Annotated in this window: 10 protein-coding genes; 6 read left to right on the forward strand and 4 right to left on the reverse strand. The window is 61.5% G+C overall.

Annotation, left to right across the window (positions count from 1 at the left end; all coding sequences use genetic code 11):
• Positions 1–394 (forward strand): hypothetical protein (locus QW379_09835; protein MEM2870695.1); only part of this gene is annotated, 394 nt, incomplete at its 5' end.
• Between the two features lie 72 nt (positions 395–466).
• Here the strand turns inward: QW379_09835 and QW379_09840 are convergent.
• The 3 genes from QW379_09840 to QW379_09850 all read right to left on the reverse strand — a co-directional run bounded on the left by QW379_09840 (position 467) and on the right by QW379_09850 (position 5,971).
• Positions 467–3,616, reverse strand: coding sequence for a hypothetical protein (locus tag QW379_09840; GenBank protein ID MEM2870696.1), 3,150 nt, complete (start codon positions 3,614–3,616; stop codon positions 467–469).
• 197 nt (positions 3,617–3,813) lie between these two features.
• Positions 3,814–4,497: a hypothetical protein gene (locus QW379_09845; protein ID MEM2870697.1), complete on the reverse strand. Its 684-nt coding sequence runs from the start codon at positions 4,495–4,497 to the stop codon at positions 3,814–3,816.
• Between the two features lie 346 nt (positions 4,498–4,843).
• Positions 4,844–5,971 carry a radical SAM protein gene (locus QW379_09850; GenBank protein MEM2870698.1) on the reverse strand — a complete coding sequence of 376 codons (1,128 nt, stop codon included), beginning with the start codon at positions 5,969–5,971 and terminating at the stop codon, positions 4,844–4,846.
• Positions 5,972–6,001: 30 nt separating this feature from the next.
• Between QW379_09850 and QW379_09855 the strand changes: the two genes are divergently transcribed.
• Both QW379_09855 and QW379_09860 read left to right on the forward strand, forming a co-directional pair.
• On the forward strand, positions 6,002–6,490 hold the full coding sequence (locus tag QW379_09855; GenBank protein MEM2870699.1) for a redoxin domain-containing protein: 489 nt from the start codon (positions 6,002–6,004) through the stop codon (positions 6,488–6,490).
• 256 nt (positions 6,491–6,746) lie between these two features.
• Positions 6,747–7,322, forward strand: coding sequence for a nitroreductase family protein (locus tag QW379_09860; protein MEM2870700.1), 576 nt, complete (start codon positions 6,747–6,749; stop codon positions 7,320–7,322).
• 163 nt (positions 7,323–7,485) lie between these two features.
• Here QW379_09860 and QW379_09865 read toward each other — a convergent pair whose 3' ends face one another.
• Positions 7,486–11,403, reverse strand: coding sequence for an FG-GAP-like repeat-containing protein (locus tag QW379_09865; GenBank protein MEM2870701.1), 3,918 nt, complete (start codon positions 11,401–11,403; stop codon positions 7,486–7,488).
• Between the two features lie 178 nt (positions 11,404–11,581).
• Here QW379_09865 and QW379_09870 point away from each other — a divergent pair, with 178 nt between their 5' ends.
• The 3 genes from QW379_09870 to QW379_09880 form a co-directional block, all read left to right on the forward strand.
• Complete coding sequence (locus QW379_09870; GenBank protein MEM2870702.1) at positions 11,582–18,958, forward strand: alpha-2-macroglobulin family protein; 7,377 nt, start codon at positions 11,582–11,584, stop codon at positions 18,956–18,958.
• Between the two features lie 144 nt (positions 18,959–19,102).
• Entirely contained in the window at positions 19,103–20,179 is a 1,077-nt protein-coding gene (locus QW379_09875; GenBank protein MEM2870703.1) for a hypothetical protein, read from the forward strand.
• 31 nt (positions 20,180–20,210) lie between these two features.
• A partial coding sequence (locus tag QW379_09880) for an SBBP repeat-containing protein (protein MEM2870704.1) occupies positions 20,211–22,687 on the forward strand: 2,477 nt, incomplete at its 3' end.

The following is a 22,687-nucleotide window of genomic DNA, read 5'->3' on the forward strand; positions in this document are numbered from 1 at the left end:
GGCCTCGCTGAAGAGGGGAGACAACGCCCTGACCTTCGTCGCGGTGGACCCCGCGGGCAACGTCGCCTCGGTCACTCGGACCCTGACCTACAGCCCGCCCGCGCAGGGGCCCTCGGAGACCGTGGGAATGAGTCTGGTCTGGGTGCTGATTATCATTATAATCATCCTGACGGTCCTTTGCGTCGTGCTGATTCTGAGGCCCAGAAAGACCGCCCCGCCCGGCCAGGCCCCTCCCATAGGCTCCACCCAGACCGCTCCCCCACCGGCCTACATGCCTTCCCTCCCGCCGCCCGAGCAGCCGCCCGCGCCCCCGCCAGTCCAGCCGCCCCAGTCGCTCCAGCCGCCGGCCCCGCCCCAGACCCCCCCGCCGGGCCAGCCGCCGCTCCAGCCGTGATTCCTCCAGCCGCCGATAAGGGAGGCCTCAAGCTCTCGCTCCCATGCGTCCCTGTTAATTCCGACAGCGCGCTCAATCCATAGGCCCGCACCCGCCGGTCCCCCGCCGTCGCTGCCCGACCCTGAAAACGGCGAACAGAAGAATCACTGCTGCGACGGGAAGACTCACGTCCCGGAACTCCGGCACCAGATTGACCGCAATGGCGGCCGCGCTGAACTCCATTACGTCCCCGGCGCTCCCGAGGCTGGTGTTCCAGGTCCCGCAGGGCGGTGTGGAATTGAAGCTGAATGTGTAGACCTTGCCCTCAGTGGTCAACGTCCAAAGGAGGCCGGACGAGCGATCGATGTCGATATCCGCGAATTGCTTCCCCGCCGAGCCGGGTGGTGCGTCCGTCCTGTTCCATGGGCTCGTGGTGTTGCCGTCGGTGTCGTACCTCACCTCCCCGTCGGACTGGAGGATGAACAGATACTCCGTCCCGTTCCAGCCCCTGCCGTAGACAACGGCAACGTTCGTCTCTGTGCCGCTGTCGCTCCCCACCGAGCAGTTCCCGAACGCGCTCCAGCTCTTGCCGCCGTCCCGGCTGACGTAGGCGGTTTCGTTGGTCCTGCTTCTTATGACGTAAAGGCTCCCGTTGCCGTCCGAGCATATGTCTTCGTAGTCGTACCCGCTGCCCACGTCCCCCTGGAGGCTCCAGCCCGAATCCTTGGTGGCGGCGTAGACATTTCCTACATCAGAGAGGCCGTAGAAAGTGCTGCCGTTGACCGCCAGCGCCACGAAGTAGTCCGAGGTCGAGCTGACCACCTTGGTCCAAGAAGACCAGTTGCCCGTGGACTTGTAGACCTCGCCGTCCCTGTTTATGGCATAGACGTATCCGCTTGCGTCGCTGCAGAGGTCCTTGTAGGTGTCACCGTCGGTTATGTTGCTCTGGTATTTCCATGTGAGGCCGTCCGCGGAGTGTAGAACCTCCCCCTTGCTCCCGAGTTGGAGGGGGTCCCTGAGGAGGACGGGTAACAGGTGGATGTCCTTCATGCCCGTCCATTCGGTCGCCAGCACCAGCAAGGAGATGGCCGAGCCGTTGGTAAGACCTAGGAGGGACAGTGGCGCCTGAATCTCCATTCTCGATGTGTCCTTCGCAGCTGCAAAGCTTCCCAGCTCCAGCCATGTGGCATCCTCTGACCAGCGGCGGGCCGATGTGCCGAGAATTCTGCCCCCGGAGCCTGTGACCTCGAGGAGGACATCCGCGCCAAAAAGGACCCCCGGGACTGCGTAGCCCGTGTCGGGTCTTCCATCAGTGTCAATGAACAGCTGGACGGTGTCTGTTGCAGGAATGGGCTGGGCGGGGGAGGCGGGACTCTCCGGTGGTCGAGAGGGGCCGGGGGAGGGAGGCGAGGGGTGTGGCCTCTTCTGGTTCCTGAGGTTGACCGGACCGCCGAGAATGCTGCCATCGACGCGTGTAAGAATGGAGAGGCAACTCGGGTCCTTGAGCGCCCTAGTCTGTACGAGGTCCACGCCGCTAGACCGGCAGTCGCCTTGCGGGTCCGCAAAAAAAGGGACTTTCTCCCAGTCGGCGAAGGCCCCGTCTATGACGATTCCGGGCGGCGGAGCGCTGATATAGTTAAGGGGGCAGCTCGGGCTCAGCACAGTTGCCGTTCCGCGAGCGAGGGCGACGGCGTCGTGCCCGGCGAGTCCCGCGCCGAAGGTCTCTCCCGGGAGCGCCCGGGAGGTCAGCGCAACCCGGAGCTCGAGTTCCTCTCTACCCCCCGCCGGAATCGAGAGGCTTATACGGAACTCGGCCCTTCCTCCGGCAAATCTCCCCGATGATAGCTCCCTGCCTACCCTCAGGAGCCTCAGCTCCCCCACGCTCAAGTCCCCGGCGCTCCCCGAGCGCTCGATGACAATTTTGCGCACCTCTGCCCCGGCCCCCAGGGCGCGGAACTCGATTCTCAGGAGCGGCTCGTCGTCTGAGGGGGCGTCGAGCACCCCGGTGCCCATCGCGCTCTGAGAAACGACGAGGGCACCGCCGGAGGGACCGACGAGAGCGGCTGCGCGGTCGCTCTCCCCAGAGGGCTCCTCGCCCATTTGAAAGAGGGCCCTGAATGATGCGCTCCCGCTTGACCCAGAGGCCTCTAGCGGAATCGCTGCCTCGAGCTCCGGACCCGAGACAGTAGCGGCGGCGGCGCCCACTTGCGTCCAGCCGGCCCAGTCTAGACCATCCCTGCCGGCCTGGAATCTGTGTATGGAGGCGCCCCTGACGGCTCCAGCCCAGCCGAATATCTCCAGCCTCAGCTCCGCCCCGATGCCGGCTATCCGGAAGCCGGTCGCCGCGCTCATGTCCGCGTCGATGAGAATGTTGACCGTGACCACTCCCTCCGGATATCCTTCCCGTAGCGCCTGCCCCCTGACCTGCAAGTAGAAGAAAACCGATTTTCCGGACACTCGCACGGCATAGCGGACGATGTCAATGCCCGGATTGGCGACGGATGGGTCGGCGCCGTCAGAGAGGACGACAGCTCCCCTCCAGTCGGAGAAGTCGCCGTCAACGGCCATCCCCCTCTCTCCATGGCTCATGAAGAGAGATGCCAGGGGCACGGCGAGCACGGCGGCGAGCGCGAGAATGGCAGCGAGGACCGCGCGGCGCCCCCTTCGACCCGGCGGCCGGGCGCATCCGCCGGCCTCGCCCCGAGTTCCCCTCCCATTGACCAGACCATTTCCGTTCGTCAGACCGTTCGCGCCACCGAGCACGCCCTTCCCGTTGCCGGCCCCGTGGCGCTGGCCTGAGCCGTTGACGAGCCCTATCGACCTGACTAGTGCGCCGTTAGCCGGCAATTCTCCCCGCGTAACGCCCGCTCCGTCGACCGGGGCGCTGGTTCTGATGGGGGGCCCTTTTTCTGCGCCCGCGTGGCGGCGCGAGCCCGCGCCGTTCACGTGATGGTTCCCGTTCACCAGAGACATGCCGTCGAGAAGGGCGAAGCCGCTTGCGAAGACGGAGTCATCGAATTCGGTGAGGCCGCGGGGCACATGATTCCGGTTGAAAAGGGCAGCCCCCTTCGGAGACTGTGGCTGGCCGGCTTGAGCCAACGGACACACATCGCTATCATGCCCGCAAGCGGAGGTCCCTCCTCCAGAGAATCTTTCGACGGTCGGGGGTGGCCCATCAGGCACACCGGCCCCGCTACTGTCGCCTCCGGTCGCGCCCCGCCGGTCTCCATTCTCGCTCGGCAATGTGCGAATATTATTTCACTCCGATAAATATTTAACGAGCTCCTCTTCAGTGCCTGCCCGCGTTGGCCCCGGAAATGAATTCGCTAATCGGCCCCCGAGTCCACAACGCACCTACGGCGTGGCCCCGGGCCTCGGCAGGAGAGGGAATTGGGTGGAAGGGCCTCTCGGGGCACCGCGCCCGTTAAACTGTGTTGGAATCACTCGATCGGAGCAACCGCGTAGCGCGCGCCCTGAAGGCCCCTTTTCGCCTCGAATTCTTGCCTCTGCTCCCTCCACTCGTAGAACTCCTTCGAGCTCAGGACCCGCGCCTTCACCTCGGGCGGTTGGCCGGGGGAGGTGGGGGAGATAACCGCCAGAACTGCATAGTGGCTCTGTGACCAAGCCATGACCTCATCTTTGAGCTTCCTCTCGCGTTCCTCCGCCTCCTTTCTCGCGCTCTCCGCTTCCGCGAGCTTTTTCCTGAGCTCCCAAACCTCCTTCTGGAGGGAGTCGCGCTTCCTCGCGACCGCCTCGAGCGCCGCCACATTGTCTCTGATCACAACCCTTTCTTCGACAACCGGGTTCTTCAGAATCGCTTTGTAGTCGTTCTTGAGCTTCCTGTAGTAGGACCAGAAGCTGTCGAGCTCTTTGCGCATCTCCTCTCGGGCTTTCCTCTCCCCCTCCAGCCTCGTCGTGAGCTCTTCAATCGTCTTTCTGGCGCTCTTCAGCTCCTCCTCCGTGTCCTTGAGCCGCGCCGCGAGCTTCTCGCTTTCCTTTATGACCTTCAGGTGATTCTTGAAGAGACCCGAGGCGAGGCCGGGTGGTTCCTCGATGCCGGAGGCGCGGACCACACTCTCCCAGAGCTCCTTCTCGACCCTGAGCTTGACGAAGGCTCCAAACATCGGCGCACCACCTGCTCACCGGGTGTAGCGCTACGCCGGTGAGGTGATTCAAATGGCGGGGGGATAGAAAAAGATTTTGCCCAGAATTCACCTGTAATGAGAACTCCCATGGGCGACGGGCAGGCTCTGATTTGGGGATGCCCGGTTGAGACCCATGCCTCCCGGCGAGTGAGGCATCATAATTGTCGTGGAGAGAAACAGCGCCAATCACAAGGAATGGCTATGGCGTGGAGAAGCAGTTTGACAGTCTTGAGAAAATCATAACATGTTAGAACAATGAAACAATGATTAGCCCTACATGAGCCTCCGGGGCAAGCCTCGCCCGACTCCCGCGGCCCGCGCCTCCTCACACCAGCCTCTCCGGCACCCTCTCGGGCTGGTGCGCTTCCCTCCAGCCCAGCCCCGCGCTTTTGAGCCTCCTCACCACGTGCGGGTAGAGAATCAGCTCCTCGACCTCAACGCCCCTCGCCAGTGATGAATCGATGCCGCCCAGTCTCGCCACCAGCCTCCGCAGGTTTTCCGGCGAGGAAAAGGAGACCATGACCGCTGGGTGGCACCTGACCCCAGAGGCGACGAGGTTCTCGAGCGCCCGGAGCTGCAGGGTGAAGCCGGAGGGGCCCGCGCCCGTGAGCGCGGAGAACTCCTCCTCGCATGTCCCCTTGAGAGAGACCCGCACCTCCAGATGGCGGAATCGAGCGAGAGAGGGAGCGTAGTCCCCCTCCGCCCCGATTAGAATTCCGTTGGTCTCGAGAATGAAGTCGTATCCGGCGTCCTCGGTCAGCGAGAGCAGCCCAAGCAGGTGTTCCCTTCCTATCGTGGGCTCCTGCCCGCTGAGCCTTAGCAGACGGTAGCCCTTTCTCCGGGCGATGCGGTCGAGATTCCGGAACGCGGACGCGGGTGTGTGGAGCGCGCCGAATTCGCCCGGACTGCTGCGAATGTCGTCCCCGGCCCAGCAGAACAGGCAGAGGAGGTTGCAGCCGCACACGTCCCCCGTGCTGATTCCGCCGTACCACCTCGCGGGCCTGAATCGGTAGTAGCGCCTCTGCTCACCGCGGCACACGACGTCCTCAAGCTCCCGGGCCCTTCGCACGGGGTCGAATCGCCCCTCGCGAGCACCGTCCGGACCGCGCCGCTCCTCCGGGGGTGCTCCTTGGCCTCCGGAGTCCCTCTGCCCACCCCCACTCCACCCCGCGAACTCCAGCGGTGGTGCACATGAAATCGGGGGCGTTGAGCCTCCCCCGGCGCCAGTCGCTCTCTCGTGCGCCAAGGGCGCGCAGGGGCGCAGGTCCGGCGGTGCAATCGCCACCGTGCTGTCCCTCCCGCCGGCTCCCACGAGCGCATTGGTCGGTGGCCATCCACAGCTCCATTCAGCCCTCCGCATCCCCATCACGTTCCTCTCACCAAGCTTCCCCGGCTCGTTCGCCTCGGAATCTTCCCCTACGGCCTCCTTCGAAGCATGGGGCCAATGGGCCACAACCAATAAATTTATGTCTGCGCGGCGGGGATGGCCGGGCCCGGAGGAAAAAGGATGGCGGAGCAGATAAAGATCGGAGACACTGCGCCGGACTTCAGGCTAAAGGACCAGAGGGGCAACGATGTGACCCTGTCGGGGCTGAGGGGGAAGAAGGTGCTTCTTTCCTTCCACCCTCTAGCCTGGACGAGCGTGTGCGCGAGGCAGATGAAGGGGCTCGAGAGGAATTTCGAGCGCTTCAGGAAACTGGGCGTCGTGCCGCTCGGCCTGAGCGTTGACAGCGTGCCGACGAAGAGTGCCTGGGCGCGCCACCTGCGCGTCCGGAGGCTCAGGCTCCTCTCGGACTTCTGGCCCCACGGGGATTACGCCCGCAGGCTCGGCCTCTTCATTGAAGAGAAGGGTTTCTCGAATCGTGCAAACGTCCTGCTCGATGAAGAGGGCAAAATGATATGGATGAAGGTCTATCCCATACCAGAGCTGCCGGACCTGAAGGAGGTCTTCGCCGTCCTGAAGGAGCACTAGGCGGCCGGGGGAGGGGGTCGCCGCTCTCGGGCCCTCGGGGCGGTCATAGGCGCCTGAGAGCGGCCGCCGGCGGGCTCCGGTCATGGAAAGGGGCCGGAGGGAGGGACGTCGCTGGGGAGACGCATCAGCGAGTGGAATGGAGTATCGGAGGGGCGTTGGAATGGGCGCCCTGAAATGAGCGGAGCCGCGCGGGGGCTGAGGTGGGGAGCTGCAGTGGTTCTCGTTGCCGGTGCATTTCAGGAGAGGAGGCGGAATCATGGACGTCGTGAGAGCGATTGAGGAGCGCAGGGCGTATCGCTCGCTGGAGCAGGTTGAGATTCCGGACGAAACTGTCAGGGAGCTGGCGCGTTGCGCGGCCCTCGCGGCCTCGTGCTTCAACAACCAGCCCGCGCGCTTCGTCTTCGTGCGGAGCCGGGAAGGGCTAGAGCGCCTCAGGCCCGTGTTCAGCCGCGGCAACGAATGGTGCACCGCGGCCTCGATGGTCGCGGCGGTTTTCAGCGGGAGGGAGCTGGACTGCGTGATTGGAGAGAGGGAGTATTTCCTCTTTGACACCGGCATGGCGGTCGCGACAATGATTCTGCGCGCGACGGAGCTTGGCCTCGTCGCCCACCCGATTGCGGGTTTTAATGAAAAGAAAGCTAAAGAGGCCCTACGAATTCCGGAGAGCATGAGGCTGATAACTCTCATTCTCTTCGGAAAACGCTCGGGCGCGCGCAGTCCCCTCCTGAGTGACGCGCAGTGGGAGCTGGAGCAAAAGAGACCCGAGAGACTCTCGTTTGAGAAATTCGTCTGGATGGAGAGCTATGGGGAGCCTGGCGTGAGGGAGGGCTGAGCACATTTCCCAGCCAACCCGCTCCCTATGGAGCAGCGGTGATGGGAAATTCCGGCGGGGAATTCGAGGGAGTGAGGCTCCGGCGCGCCAGTGAAGTCGGGACCTTTCCATGCCTCTTCTGGGTGGCTGGCCCGCGATGATGCGCGGGGCGGGGTGGCTGCCCCTATCGCGCAAGCTCCTCGCCGCACTCGGGGCACTTGACCCACTCCCTCTCGACTTCCATCCCACAGCCGGGGCACCTAGAGAGATGGTCTTTTCCTCCAGAACCCTCCGCGCATGTCTCCCTGACGGAACCTCCGGGGGGCTTTTCAAGAGCAACGGTCGTTGTCGGTGTCGGAGCGGCCTCGGGCGAATGGGGAGGTGGCGGGGGCGGCGGAGGCGGTGGAGGCGGTGGAGGGGGTTGGAGGGGAATTTGGGGAGGGGGCGGTGGAGGGGGAGGTGGGGGTGGTGGCGGAATAGTGGAAGATTCTGGGGGTGGGGGTTGTGGAGAGTGTGATGTCCCGCCCGGCTCAGCCAGCTCCTCCCCACACTCGGGGCACTTCACCCACTCAGGCTCGACTGGCTTTCCGCAGCCGGGACATACATTGGCCGCAGGAGGCCTCTGGATCTCCGCCCCGCAGCCCGGGCACCTCTCGTCCGAGGGCCTCAGGGCCTTTCCACACGATGGGCACTCCAGTGCCTCGACCCTCCGGGCGGCGCGCATCATCGCCTCTTCCGTCGCTCTCGCTTCGAGTGGGCCGGCTCCCGTGGCGGTCTCCGCTGGGGCGGGGGCCAGCTCGGCCGCCTTCAGGGGCGCGGAGCAGTGGTGGCAAAGGAACCAGTCCTCCTCGGCCTCCCCGCCGCAACTCGGGCATGGGTAGGTCGCCTTCTTCTTCGGCGCGGGCGCAGGCTCGGGCGGCGGCTCGGGCTTCGCCTCCTGGACCGGAATGGCTTCCTCCGGCTCCTTTTCGAGCTTGTCCAGAGCTGCTGAGAGTCTCTCGCGCCTGCCCCAGGCATAGAAGATTCCCCCGCCTACTATCGCGAGCACGACGACAGCCACGACCACTCCAATCAACAGACCCTGCCCCTGCCCGCCGCCCGCGGCCTTCGAGCCCTTAAGGACAGTCAGGGTCCAGCCGCGGCTTAGTCCAACCCTCCCATCGGAGACCGTTACCGTCACGTTGTAGACGCCGGCGGAGCCGAAGGCGGCCCTGAAGAGATAGCTCGGGGCGCTCGAGACCTCCGTCCCGTTGAGCTTCCACAAGTAGACGAGGGTGTCATTGTCAGGATCGGAGGCCGAGATTTTGAACTCGAGTTCCATGCCCTCTTTAATTATCGGGTCCGTGGGGGGGAAGAAGCTCTGGATTACCGGAGGGTCGGTCACCTCGAGCACGGTCACTTTCCAGCTCCTCGCGAAGCGTAGCCCTCCCGCGCCCGCAATGGTTGCGGTCAGGGTGAGCGTGTGGTTGCCCGAGGATGTGTAGTCGGTGGTGAGTGTGAAGACCGGAGCCGTCGAAACCACTTGGAGGTCGTAGGTCCAGCGGATTGTGAGGTTGCCCAAGAGTGACCTCAGGGCCTCGACATCGGCCGAGAAGAGAGCCCCCTCGCCCTCGTTGAGCGTGACGTCCGACGCGGGCTGGGTCAGGCCCAGATCCGTCAAGGGATTGATTTCCATCACGGCAAAGACCCAGCTGTGGAAAGTCCTCAGCTCACCGTCAGAGGCGGTGACGGTCAGGTTGTGCTCGCCAGCATCCGTATACCATGCCCGGTACTCGTAGTGGCTCTCGCCGTCCCCGGACCTGTTCACCACGGAACCGTCGAGCACCCACTCGACCGAGACTGGATCGCCGTCTGGGTCCCTCGCGGTGGCCCTGAAGACCAAACTCTCCCCCTCCTTTATCGACGGCATCTGTGCGGGCTCGATGCCCGTGAGCTCGGGGGGGCGGTTCACGTTCCTCACCTTGAGGTCCCAGGTGCGGTTGGTGGCGCTCCTCCCGTCGGAGACAGAGGCGACGACAGTGTGGCAGCCCGCGGAGGCGTAGTCCGCTGTGTAGTTCAGGGAAGTCTCGCCCTCGAGCACGAGCGCGCCATCTAGTAGCCATCTGAAGGCGAGAGCGTCCCCGTCCCTGTCGTGGGCGGTGACCGAGAACCTAACGCTCTGGCCCTCGTTGATGACCACGGGCGAATCGCGGGGCAAATAATCCCGAATCTCAGGGGGGATGTTGTACTCAACCGAGACACCGCTGACATTCAGAATACCGGCGGTCCGGCTCATGAAGAGCAGGGGGACGGAGATGTTCCCGTCAGGGTCGATGTCGAGGAAGTGGGCGGCGACGTATCTGGATATCGCCTCCGAGAGGTCAGGGAGCTGCACGGCCTCCGAGAGTAGCCCCGGCCTCTCCCACTCCAGCTCCCCATCGGCGCCGACGTCGAGCCTGAGGTCGGAGGGGTAGAGGGTCTCGAGGGTGTAGTTCACCAGAATCTCAGTGAGGGCGGTCGCGGACGCGAACTCCACCTTGTACCGGAGCTTAGTTCCCGAGCTCGCGAAAATCAACTCGCTCCCGTTCACGGCCGGCGTCCAGTGCTCCCCGTTGTCGTTCGAGAGGCTGACCCGGACGGGCTCTCCCGCTGGCCTCTCCGCCCAGACAGCTCTCGCAGAGACTATGTTGTACTGCACGACCGCGGCGGTGGAGACGTACTCGCCCCTGAATGGCTGCTGCTCGAAGACACCGATCGTGTCCGCGACCCGATTCGCAACCACGACATCGTCCAGACCGTCGCCCGTGACGTCCCCAATGGCCACACCGTCAGGACTGGCACCGGTGGCGAGGTTCTGGAGGGGCCGGAGGACGTTTAGTATGTCCTGGGCCAGCACGTCCACAACATTGGCGCCGGTTGCGTAGTTCGAGACGGCGTAGTCCGTCCTCCCGTCGCCGTTGAGGTCGCCCGTGGCGACCATCCAAGGCTGGGCCCCGGTACCGGCGCATCGCACCATCGCCTGAAGGGTCCCGTCGGGCTTTTGGAAGTAGACGCCGGTCTCGTTGCTCCGGGAGCAGGCCACCACTATGTCCGTCTTCCCATTGGCGTCCAGATCGCCGAGCGCCACCCCGACCGGCAGGTGCCCTGCGTCAAGGAGCAGGGGTGGCAGCTGGAGCTGGCCGTCTTGCGCCTGATAAAAAACAGCGGTCTTATTGTCGTTCGACACCGCGACCACGATGTCGTTTCGGCCGTCCCCATTGACGTCTCCGATCGCGACGCCCCGCGGGCCCGTGCCGACGTTGTAGGGTACCATTGTGTAGAACCCACCGCCGGGTCTCTGCAGGAAAACACCGATGCTCCCCCCGGCCCAATGCGCCACCACGATGTCCGGCGCACCGTCCCCGCTCACGTCCCCGATAGCACACCCGTCAGGAAACGGCCCCGCGGGGAGCTCGTCCCTGCTCCCGAGCCCGCCCGCCCCGGTCTGGTTGAAGATGGCCACGTATCCAGTTCCGTCGAGTCTCACGGCCGCGACCGCGATGTCCTTTCTTCCGTCGCCATTGATGTCCGCGATCGCGACGCCGTTGGGGAATGCTCCGACGTCGAGCGAGAGCATCGAAGCGAGCGAGCCCCCCGCGCTTTGAAGGAAGACCCCCGTGCTGTTCGAGTAATAGTTCGTGACCACCACGTCGTTCTTTCCATCACCGTTGACGTCTCCAACGGCGACGTAGTGCGGTGCCCGGCCCGCGCTGTAGGCCCTCATCGGCAAGAGGGTGGTCACGTGCGTCGCCCTCTGAATCGAATCTAGGCCTGTTGTGGCGTTGACGAGCTGCCCGGTGCCGAAGTCCGCATCCGTGGTGTGAAAGAGATACTTCTCGTTGGGAATCTTATCGCCGCGTATGGTCAGGGAGGTGCCAATGGCGTAGGACCACACGGGTAGCTTCACATATACCGTGTGCTCCCCGCCCCCCGGAGGGAAGCTGAGCTCCATTGAGCTCAGGCCACCGCTGAACTCTTCGACGCGGCCCCCACCAGCCGGGATGTTAAGGAGGGAACAGGAGAGTACTAGGGTGACCAGGACGCAGGCATATCTCTTCGCCGCGTTTCTCGCTCCCATGATCATCAGCCCGGACATACTCCGGAGACTATTTTAATGTAGCGAGGGTGCCGGCCAGGAGTCTGAAAGGGGACGGGCCGTAGAGAGAGGGCTGGGGCCGTCCGGTTCCAATTATTCGAGAACTGTACGAATTTTCGAATTTTGAATCAATCAGTTAATATATTTCGAGCGTGAGCGCGGAATCATGAAACGAGTCATGAAACTGACCTCTGCAGCCGTTGTCTATATTCTGATGATTCTATTGCTTCCATTCTCCGGGGCCGAGAGTGCGGTGCCCCCTCCTCCACCTGCCAGCCCAGCCGCTCACACCGGACTGGAGCTCTACATCAGCCCCCCTCTCGTGGTTGCAGGAGAGCCCATCACGCTCAAGGTCCGCTGCGCCGAGTCGCCGGAGGCGAGCGTCGCGGTCGCCCTATACCTCCAGACAGGCGGCTGTCTCTCTCTCCAGACACAGGGGAGCGTGGCCCTCCGCAACGGCACCGCCCTATTAGAAAACTTCTGGCAGCTCGAGCAGGCGGGTAGGTACTTCGTCGCGGCCATTGTCAACATCTACGGCGAGCGGGAGCTCTTCCCCCCCTCCATCACGCTCCCGCTGCTCTCCACGCTAAGGGACGCCCCATCATCCGCTCTCCTCGAGCTCTTCGCCGCGCCCAGAGTCTACGCAACCGTCTCGCAGAAATGGGAACACATCTTAGGCTGCGCCCAGCAGACCTACCATTTGAGGCTCTGGAGCGCAAAACCCGTTACCCTCAGGGACCCAGCTTGGGCGGGCCTCGAGCCCCAGCAGCTCCTCGGAACGCTTTACGAGCCCGCATGGGGCGTGGTTGAGCTCTACCTACGGAGGGGCGGGGGCCACACCGTTCATTGGAAATGGGTGGCGGTACCTCTGGAGGGCACGACCCTCACTGAGCTCTGGCAGGGGAGGGAGGAGGTCACCGTCACGGCCGTGGCGGAGGGCCATCGGGTCGACGACGGGCTTGCGTCATCCGTCACGACACACCTCTACTCGCCCGATGTCTGGGAGCTCCGGGTCCCCTCCCTCGCTACCTGCGGCGAGCTCACCGTTGGTCTGCGCAAGAGAGCTCTCTGCCTACCGCAGGAGGAGTTCGACCGCGAGATGAGGCGTCTCGTCTCCTTCAAAGCGCTTCTGGCGAAGCACGCCAGCAGGCTCCAGCCCGCCACGGGTACAGCGAACGTGACCGCCTTCCTCCGCTCCGGACCCTACGCGCTCGCGGTGGACAGGGTCGAGTGCGCGGTCAGGGGTGAGGGAGATGCTGTGCTCAACCTCTCGCTGCCGGGCAATTACTCCATCGCGACATGCTGGGACAGGAATTCATGGACTCCGTCAGGACTATTTTACTGGGACTGGTATTCTGACGTCTTTGACGACGTGTCCGGGGTGACCGTGGCGGGGCCCTGGGTGAGTCTCGAGCTGCCCCGGAGCACATTCAGACCCAGAGAGAGCGTCGTCGGGCGCCTGAGGACAGGCCCAGGGGAGGGCGTGCGCGCGCTGGTGCTTCTCGACGGTAAGGAGGTCGCAAGAACGACCGGGAGCGGGAGCCTCTGCCTCGGGACCCCGCCTAACGGCCGCCACATCGTCGCCGCGGTCCTCGATACGTCCGCGGCGCTGGCGGCCATGAAGGTGCTCTCGCCCCGCGGGGGAGAAGGTCTCGACTGGTACTCCTCCGCGGAGTTCTGTGTCGGGAGCTTCACCGCATCCCTCTCCGCCCCAGATGAGCTCGTCCAGGGCCTAGGGACCGGCGCGAGGGTTGTTGTTCTCGACCCGGAGCTCCGGCCTATCGGCGGTGCGTCCGTCGACCTCAATCTCGAGTGCTGGAGGCCGGTTTCCAGCGGCTACTACTCCAGAACCAAAATCCTGCTAGGCCGAGGCGTCACGGACTTTTTCGGGTCCTTCTCATGCGGGTTCACATGCCCAGCCGATGCGGCGAACTGGGGCGCCACTCTGACCGCTGAAGTCTCCCTGAACGGGGAGGCCGCGAGAGTGTCGAGGGAGCTCAGCGTAAGAAGGGAGAGGCTCGCCGCATTTATCTCCACCGACAAGCCGATGTACAAGGGCGGAGACGTCGTCCACGCCAGATTCATCGTCTGGAGCGAGGACAGGCTCTCGCCCTTCCGAGGCGATGCGGAGTGGGAATTCGTCAGCCCCGGCGACTATGTGATTTACAAAGACAAAGTAACGCTCGGCGAGCTCGGGACGGCGGACATGAACATCACCGTCGGAAGGGAGGCGAGCCGAGGGAACCACATGATTCGGCTCAGCATCGGGGGCAGGGAGGTTGCTAGGAGGACTGTGCTTGTCAAGCCCTACACACTCCCCATGACACGGCTAACCCTCTCGACCCCACAGGAGCCAGTCCGGACGGGTGATGTTTGCACGGTGGAAGCAAGGGTGGAGTACACACTCTGGAAGGCCCCGGTGGAGAGCGGTGTGATTGACTATACCGTTTCCGCGCTCGCGAGTTTGGACCCACGCGGGGAGGTGGACTGGGGGAGCTCGGAGGCGGGTGCGGGCGCGCAGGGGCAGGCCCAGGGCCAGGGGCAGGGCGCGGGAGAGGCCCGGAATCAGAAAAACGGTGAGGACAGCGAGCTCAGCGCGGCGGAGCTCGAGGAGGCCTATCTCTCATCCCTGACCGAGCTCTTCAAGTGGAGCGGGAGCGCGGAGCTCGCTCGGGGCGAGGCCCGCTTATCCTTCACGGTGCCCCCTCTGGCGACGGCCCTCCGCCTGACGGCCGTCTTCACCGACGCGCTCGACCACAGGAACGAGGAGACAGCAGTCATCTACATCGGCAAGAGGCCGGTCCTCTCCTGCGAGGGGCTTGAGGTTTCGACGCCGAGGGAGGCCTTCTCCGTCGCCGAGCCCGCGCTCGTCTCCTTCCACACCTCCTCCCCGGAGCGCGATTTTCTGGTCAGGGTGACGGCCGCGGGCGAGGACGGGGGGCCCGTCGAGGTCCTTTGCAATAAACTCTCCACGGGACGCGACGGCTGGCTCAACACCAGCCTTCAGGAGCTGGGCATCGACGTCCGCTCCCTGCTCGTAGAGGGCTACCACTCCTATGTAATCTGCGCACTCTATCCCTCGGACTCCCGTGTCAGGGCCGTCGCCGCCCTCACCGTTTTCAGGAACCGCTACACCGCCTCCTCCGAGAGGATGGTCTACAGGGCCGGCGAGACCGTCAGGATTGCCCTGAGAATTCAGGACGGCCTCGCCCCCGACGGCCCGGCTCCCGCGGACGAGGACTACATCGCGATCTTCAGGGACGGGTGGGGGACCCTCGCGCGGCTCACGGGGCGCACCACAAGGGGCTCCGCCCTCCTGAGCCTCCCCGTGCCCGCGGGCACTCGGACGGCTCTCTGGAGCGTGGATGTCTGCTTCGAGAAATCCTCCCTCTCGCTCCAGCTCGGCGTCGTGGCCCGGGACGGGAGCTTAATGGAAGCGGAGGCCCGAGAGCTCACGGGCGGCGTGGAGCTCGAGGTCCGGAACATCCCGGAGGGCTGCGGCGCGCTCTACATCGACGCCTGGTCCTCGTCGTCCGTCCAGCACCTCACCGCGATAGTCAAGAGGGGGCGGGCGAGGGCCCTCGTGCCACGGCCGGACAGCTCCCTGCCGATGACGCTTCTCGTTTACTCCTTCGGTCCAGACGGGGTGAACCACCGGACCATGGAGCTCGAGGTCGAGAGGACGCCGCCTGCGCTCACCGTGGAGACCGATAGAAAGGAATACGAGCCGGGCGAGCTCGTGGGCCTGACCCTGAGGTCCGACAGGCCCGTCGAGGTCTCGCTGGCGGTCGTCTCCAACGCCCTCTACGACCGCAACCCGGTTCTGGAGAGGGACTGGCTCGCGCGCGCCCCCCGGATTCCGTCCTGCCCGATACGAATTCAGTTTTCAGATATTGACGAGACGTTCACGCGCGATGAGCTGTTCTCGTTCGCGGAGGCCCATTGTCCGTGGAGGAGCACCTGCCCCCTCCCGGCGTGCGGAGGAGGCTCTCAGGGCGATGGACAGTCGGGAGGGAGCGGCTCGAACGGCGGTGCGGGGAGCGGCACGGGGCAGGGGCAGGGACAGGGGCAGGGCCAGAGCGCCCAGGAGGGCGCGACGGTGAGCGACCTTTTGCCGCGCGACATGGACCTGAGCGACGAGCTCCGCTCGGACATGGAGGGCGCGAGGATGCGGAAGTGGTTCACCGACGCCGCATACTGGAACCCGGCGGTTTTGGTGACCGAGGCCGGCCTGAGCCTGACGGTCCGCCTGCCGGACAACGTCCGGACCTGGAGGGCGACCGCGCTCGGGGTGACCGGGAGCTGCACAGGCGCCGTCGCGGTGCACAAATTCAACGTTAAAAAGAGCTTCTATGTCGAGATGAGGGTCCCGGAGGAGCTCACGCAGGACGACGAGGTTTTCCTGACGGCCGTGGTCTACAACTTCAGGCAGGAGCCCCTGAGGGTGAAGGTCGCATTCCACGCCCCCGGCTGGCTCCAGGTCTTCGGCGAGACAGAGCGATGGGCTGACATCGGGGCGGAGAGCGTTCGGGCGGTGGAGTTCCCGGTCAGGGTCGTCGGCTGCGGCGTCCAGAACCTGACCCTCCTCGCCACCGACTTCGGCGAGAACAGGGACGCGGTCTTCTCGGTCGTCCACGTGAGGGCGAACGGCGTGGAGAGTGTCACGCGCCTATCCGGCGAAATCACCGACGGCCTCTCGTTCACCGTCTCGAGGGACAGATGGAGCGTGAAAGAGTCCGTCAACGCCACTCTCTCCATCTCGTTCTCCTTCGAGGACCTTGTCATCGAGGGCATGGAGAGCCTCATTGACTACCCGTACGGCTGCAACGAGCAGACGATGAGCCGCCTGATGCCGGACGTGCTCGTCAGGAGGTATCTGGAGAACGTCGGCAGGCTCACCCCGGAGCTTGAGACGGGACTCATGAACATGATTCTCTCGGGCATCCAGAAGCTGCTAGATACCCAGCACGGCGACGGCGGCTGGGGGTGGTACAAGCAGGACAAGACCAACACCTACATGACCGCCTGGATTCTGTTCGGCCTCTCCACGATGAAGGAGAACGGGTTCTTCATTGACCAGAGGGTGCTGGATGCCGGCGCGAGGTGTCTGGCCGGAAGGATGAACCCCGACGGCAGCTGGACGGGCGCCCACTGGATGAGCGGCCGGGACACCGCAATGACCGCATTCGCCACCCTCGCCCTCGCGAGCTCGGGCTCGCCGGAGTCGGGGGCACTGGAGAGGGCGGTCTGGAGGCTCAGGTGCCTGTGGATGGCCGGCCGGGTCGTGGACGCCTATGACGCCTCTCTCATGGCGCTCGCGCTGAGGGCGGCCGGCCAGCCGTCCGATGAGCAGGAAGAGTGGCTCGTCAGGCACATCCTCGACGACCACTGGGACGGGGGCGCGCTGGGCAGGACCGCCGAGACCACCGGCTGGGCCGTCCTCGCCCTGCTCAGGGCCGGGGAGCTCCCGACCGCCATCGAGGGCCTGAAGTGGATAGCGCGCAACCGCTCGGACTACGGCTGGGGAACCACGAGCGCCACGATGGCCGTGCTGCTCGCACTGGACGAGGCCTCTAGGCATCCATTCTACGCTGGCGGTGGCGAGGGCTCCATCACTCTGCTCCTCAACGGCGAGTCCTTCGCAACCTGGGATAGTGGCGCGGGCTCGAGCTCCCTAGACCTCTCTCCTTTCCTGATGTCCGGTCCCCTGACAATTGGCTTCTCGGTCTCGGGGGCGGGAAAGGGCTTCTACAGCTATGTGCAGGTCGAGACCATCCGGCCGCCGGTGCGCGTGAGCTGCCCCGCGAGGGTGACCGCGACCCGCGGGGAGCCCCTACGGCTTCTCGTCTGCGCGTCTCTCGAAGACCCGGAATGCGGCGTGAGAATCGTCAATCTCGACGGCTCGATTCCCCCTGTGCGCGGCGTCAAGCTCCTTCAGAAGAGCGTGGACATGAAAAGAGGCGAGCTCGCGTTCGAACTCTGGCCCATGAGCGCCGGAACAAAGAGAATCTGCCCGCTGATTGTCTCCTACCAGCTCGAGGGCGGGAGCGGGCTCTCATCGCTGATTCGAGTCTATCGCGGTCCGATAGAGCTCGTGGTGGAGGAACTCGGCTCCGAGCCCAGCGAGGCGGAGGTCAGCGTCGAGAAAACCGCGAGCGAGCAGGAGCTCCTCGTCGGGGGGCGGGTTGCGGTCAACATAACTGTCAGGGCAGAGGGGAGTGCGGTCGGAAAGCTCGCGGAGGTCCGGGACCTGATTCCCCCACAGTTCCGACTGGCTAGGGAGAGGGTCTCGGGCTGGAAGGAGGGAAGCGCGCAAAAGACCGACGAGGAACAGTCCATCAGAGAGAGAATCTGGAGGGTGAGGCTGGAGCGGGAGACGCGCCTGAGCTACGAGCTCGTTCTGGAGGAGAGCTTCACGGGCGACCTAGGGAGGGCCTTCGTCATCGTGGACGGTGTGATAGCGGCGGCCTCGGGCGTCGTGGAGTTTGTCTCGGCGCACAGCGGGGCCTTCGTGTCGAGAATCTATGACAGGGCCGAGGCCCTCCTGAACGGGCCGGTCACGGTCAGGCTCAGGTGCGCGGGCCCGGAGGGGGGAATGTACTACGCCGCGATCGAGGACACGCTCCCACCAGGCTTCGAGGTGGACCGGACCAGCGTCGAGGCCGCGCTCGACGAGAGGGTCACGGCCTGCGAGGTCTCGGGGAGCCGGGTGAGCTTCCTCATCGGCTATCTGAAGGAGCCGGTTGAAATTACCTACAGGGCCATCCCCACCCTTCCCGGCTCCTTCGTGGCGCCGCCGGCGAGGCTCTTCCCGATGTACAATGAGTCGCTCGAGCTCTTCAGCGGCTCCTCGCAGGTGGTTGTAAGGGACCCTGCGAGAAGCGCTGAGGCAGGGAATGCAGAGAGCGCGGGGAGCCCGGGGGCCGGGAAGGGCGGACCGGAGACCGAAGGCGAGACCGCAGAAGCCGTACCGGTACGCGAGAGTGGAATTCGCGACCGGAGGGAAACAGCGGGCGCCGGAGCACCAGTGGAGGCGCCCATCGAGGAGGCGGCGGAGCTGCCGGACCTCTCGGTCGATGCGGTGAGAACAATCGGGGAGCCCGTGGAGGGCCGGGAGGTCGGGTTCCTCTTCGTCCTGAGGTTCGAGGGCCTGCAGGAGTTCGTTTGGCTCGGCGTGAGGATATATCTCGACGGGGTGGGGGGGGGGAGCGCGGACGTCAGGCTCAGGCCAGGCGATGGGACCATCTGCATCGACCACTACACGATTCTGACGGCGGGGAGCCACTCCGTGACCGTCGCGGTCGACCCGGCGAACCACATTCCCGAGAGCGACGAGCGCAACAACACTCTCACTGTCACGGTCCATGTGGCGCCGGCGCTAGCGGGCTCTCAAGGGGACGAGGGAGGGGCGCTGTGGGAATGGCGGACCGTGCTATCAGGGGCGGCGGCAATCGGGGCGGTTGCCGTTGCGGGGGTTTTCCTGGCTGCCGGCCGGAGGGCGGTGAGGAGGAGGGCCCGGGGAGGAGCGGGCCGGCAGAGTTAGCCGGCGGAGGCGCGCGCAGGCCCCGCAATTCTGCCTCCGGAAAGATGCCGGCTCATGTGCGGAATAGTTAGTCGATTCGCCACCTAAAAAAGTATAACGAAAATATATATCGTTCCACGGCCGTTCGAGAGGCTCTGGGAGGCCGTGGACTTTGCCGGTCCAGCCGCAGGCTCTGTAGTTAACAATGTGTCGGAGTTCTGGGACAAATATATTATAGTGCACGACGAGGACCAGCACCTTCTGGAGTACCTTTTCGTGAACAACAGCATCGGGAGGTACAGCTACGGCGAGTATGTGGGCCAGAGCGAGGACGGCCCGGACGGGCTGCAGGTGTTCAGGTTCGAGCTGCGGGGGATGAACACCGCATCGCGGCCGACGGAGGACCAGTATGTTCTGGTCAGGTTCGTGCTGAACAACACGGGCGGTGTGCCGGTAATGTTCGACGGGAGCAGCGGCGTGTGCTTCCACATGGTCTCGCCTGCATTTCCCAACGGGGTGAATCTGGGAGGCAGCCTGCTGGGCGGGACGCTGGAGGAGGGGAGAAAGGTTCTCTCAACGGACATAGTCGAGTTCCCGCCGGATGGGGAGGGGAGCTACTCGTTCTGGCCGCACTATGCGCTGAGCGACAATACTGCAGGTCCGGACAACTGGCACGAGCTGGACCTGACCTGCCACGACGCGGTCGTGTGGTCGGACGACTTTGAGGACGGTATGGGCGCGGGCTGGACGGTTGGGTGGACGCCCGGAAAGGTGGGGTGCACGTGGTATGTGTGGTCCTGGGATGGCGGGAATAGGGCGTGGTGCGCGGGTATATTGGACGGGACTCCAAGGAATCCAGCAAATAATAATTATTTAAATAATATGGAGGCCTATATGTATCAACAGGGAGATTATAGGCTGATGAATCTAATGCTCTCGTATGATTATTACCATACATTTTATCATGAAGATGATAACGATTATAATGATGTGGTGAGAATTCAATATTATACAGTAATCGATAATGCTGGCCAGTGGGTCGATATAAAAGTGTATAATAAAAATAACAACACGAACGAATGGGCGCATGAATCTCTCCATATTCCTGCTATTGCATTTGAAAGCGAAGAGATAAATATAAAGATCAGGTTGTTATTTTATACCGATGCACCATGGCCCCAAGTTACCGTTGATAAAGGGACATTCATAGATAATGTCCAGTTGGTGGCGGGAGGCGGTTAGATTTATAAATCTACACATTGATTAACATTCCATGAGCGGGAAGGGTAGAGGCAGACCTTTAGACCTCAAATTATTATTAATCATTGGTCTTATAGTCATGCCTTTGATTCTCTCATTTGAATATGCTCCAGAATATGAAAGTCACGATATAACCTTAAATAATATTGAGCGATTAAGAATTTCAATTCCGGACGATATAAATGCCAGGATTTCTGAAGGACCAATCGCTTTAAAAGGAGTGAGAAATCCGGTCCAAATAGCAAATGCAGAGAATTACCTTGGCGATAGCTTTATTTTGAATGAAGGCCAGATACAGAATCGAGATATTATCTTTCATTCTGAAAGCGCCTATTTTACTCGGGATAGTGTTGTCATCCGCGTATTTGAACAACCGACCATAAAAATGATGACTGATAAGATGCAAGATAAGAATCAAAGATTTTCGGTCTATAAAATGATTTTTACAGGCTCAAATCAAGTCATTCCTGTCGGTGAGGAACCCATAGATACCAGTTTTTCATTTTTTCTGGGAAATGATTCTGCGCGATGGATAAGCAATGCGAAGGGTTACAAAAGTATTTTTTATCACAATATTTATTCAAATATAGATATTAGATTTAGACTTTTAGAAAAGGGAATAAAATATGATATCTTAGTTCATCCTGGAGGGAATGCATCTGATATAAGAATTAGATATGATGGCGCAAGTATAAAGACTGATGGAATATTTCTTTATATTGATACCCCATCCGGAAAGGCTGTCGAAGGAGAATTATTGATATATCAGCAGGATGATGTGCATATGATGCCTGTCGGAGGAAAATTTGTCAAAATAAATAATACGATTAGTTTTAGCATTGATGAATATAATAAAGAAGAAACTCTGATAATAGATCCATTAATATTTTCCACATTCCTTGGAGGTCGCTGGGATGATAGTATAATGTCTGTTGATTTATCAAGCGATAACTATATTTATGTAGCCGGGCAAACCGATTCTTATGATTTTCCTACAACACCAGGTAGCTATGATGTAGGGAATTCGAGATGGGATGCTTTTATTGCTAGATTTAGCCCGAATGGCTCATTATTAACATCAACTTTTTTGGGTGGCTCCAATGGAGAATCTGATGTCAGGATAAAAATCGCCTCTAGTATTATTATCGTTGGAACGACATCAAGCAACGACTTTCCAGTCACTTGGGATGCATATGATAATAGCTTTGGTAATAAAGGGTATCCGGATATATTCATGACAATATTAAATAAAGATTGTAATTTATTATATTATTCTACATTTATTGGCGGAAGCGATGCAGAAAATAGTCCTAGAATTTGTTTAGATTCTCCTATGGGAAACCTTTATATGGCTGGTATAACTACATCTTCAGATTTCCCTGTGACCTTTGATGCATATTGCACGACATATAAACATCGTGAGATATTCGTTTTAAAATTTAATCTTACACAAAGAAAAATAATATTTTCTACATTTATCGGTGGAGAGAAAGACGAAGAAATACCTTATGACGATATTTCCGTTGACTCTTATGGAAACATATATCTCGCTGGTCACACAGAATCTCCAGATTTTCCAACAACCGTAGGAGCTTATGACACTTCTTTTAATGGGGAGTATGATATATTTATTCTGAAATTAAGCGCAGACGGGTCCCGTTTATTGTATTCGACGTTTCTTGGAACCAACGGATTTGATGGAGTTGGCTCATATAAAGTTGATTTATTGGGCAATGTTCTTATCACGGGTGGAACCAATTCTTCTGATTTTCCAATCACCGATAATGCATATTGCTCAACAATAAATCCTGACCCTGGGCAGGGTAATGAAATAATTCTGATTTTTAATCCAGAGAACTCTAAATTAATATATTCAACATATATCGGAGATGCTATTATTTTTGCGATGCAAAGGGACCCTCTCGGCCGGATATACTTCACAGGCTTTACGACCTCGGCCCACTATCCTGTCACGCCCGGCGCCTACGAGACGCAGGGGCCGGGGGATGGGGACGTGGTCTTCACCGTAATGAACCCGAATTGTACGGAGGTGGTTTATTCCACTTTTATCGGAGGCTCCGGCTTCGACAAGGGCAACTCGATAGCAATCGACAGCAGCGGATGCGCGTATATCGCTGGCTACACCGAGTCGCCCGACTTCCCGACGACGAGAAAGGCTTACGACAAGAACTACTCTGGAGGGGGCGACGCCTTTGTTCTCAAAATCAACCCCGTTCCCTATTTCAGGTCTCCGCGGAATCTGAGTGCGGAGGCCGGCTATGGCTATGTGCGCCTCAACTGGACACCTCCGAAGAACGCCCACGAGCTCCCGATAAGCAATTATTTAATTTACCGCGGCCCGGACGAGGAGAACCTGAGTCTCCACGACAGGACCGGTAATGTGAGCTTTTACAATGATACTTCTGTGGTCAACGGCGTTAGGTACTGGTACGCCGTTGCTGCATGGAGCCCGGGGGTCGAGGGCGAGAT

The organism is Thermoplasmata archaeon (assembly GCA_038851035.1).
Lineage (GTDB): Archaea > Thermoplasmatota > DTKX01 > VGTL01 > VGTL01 > JAWCLH01.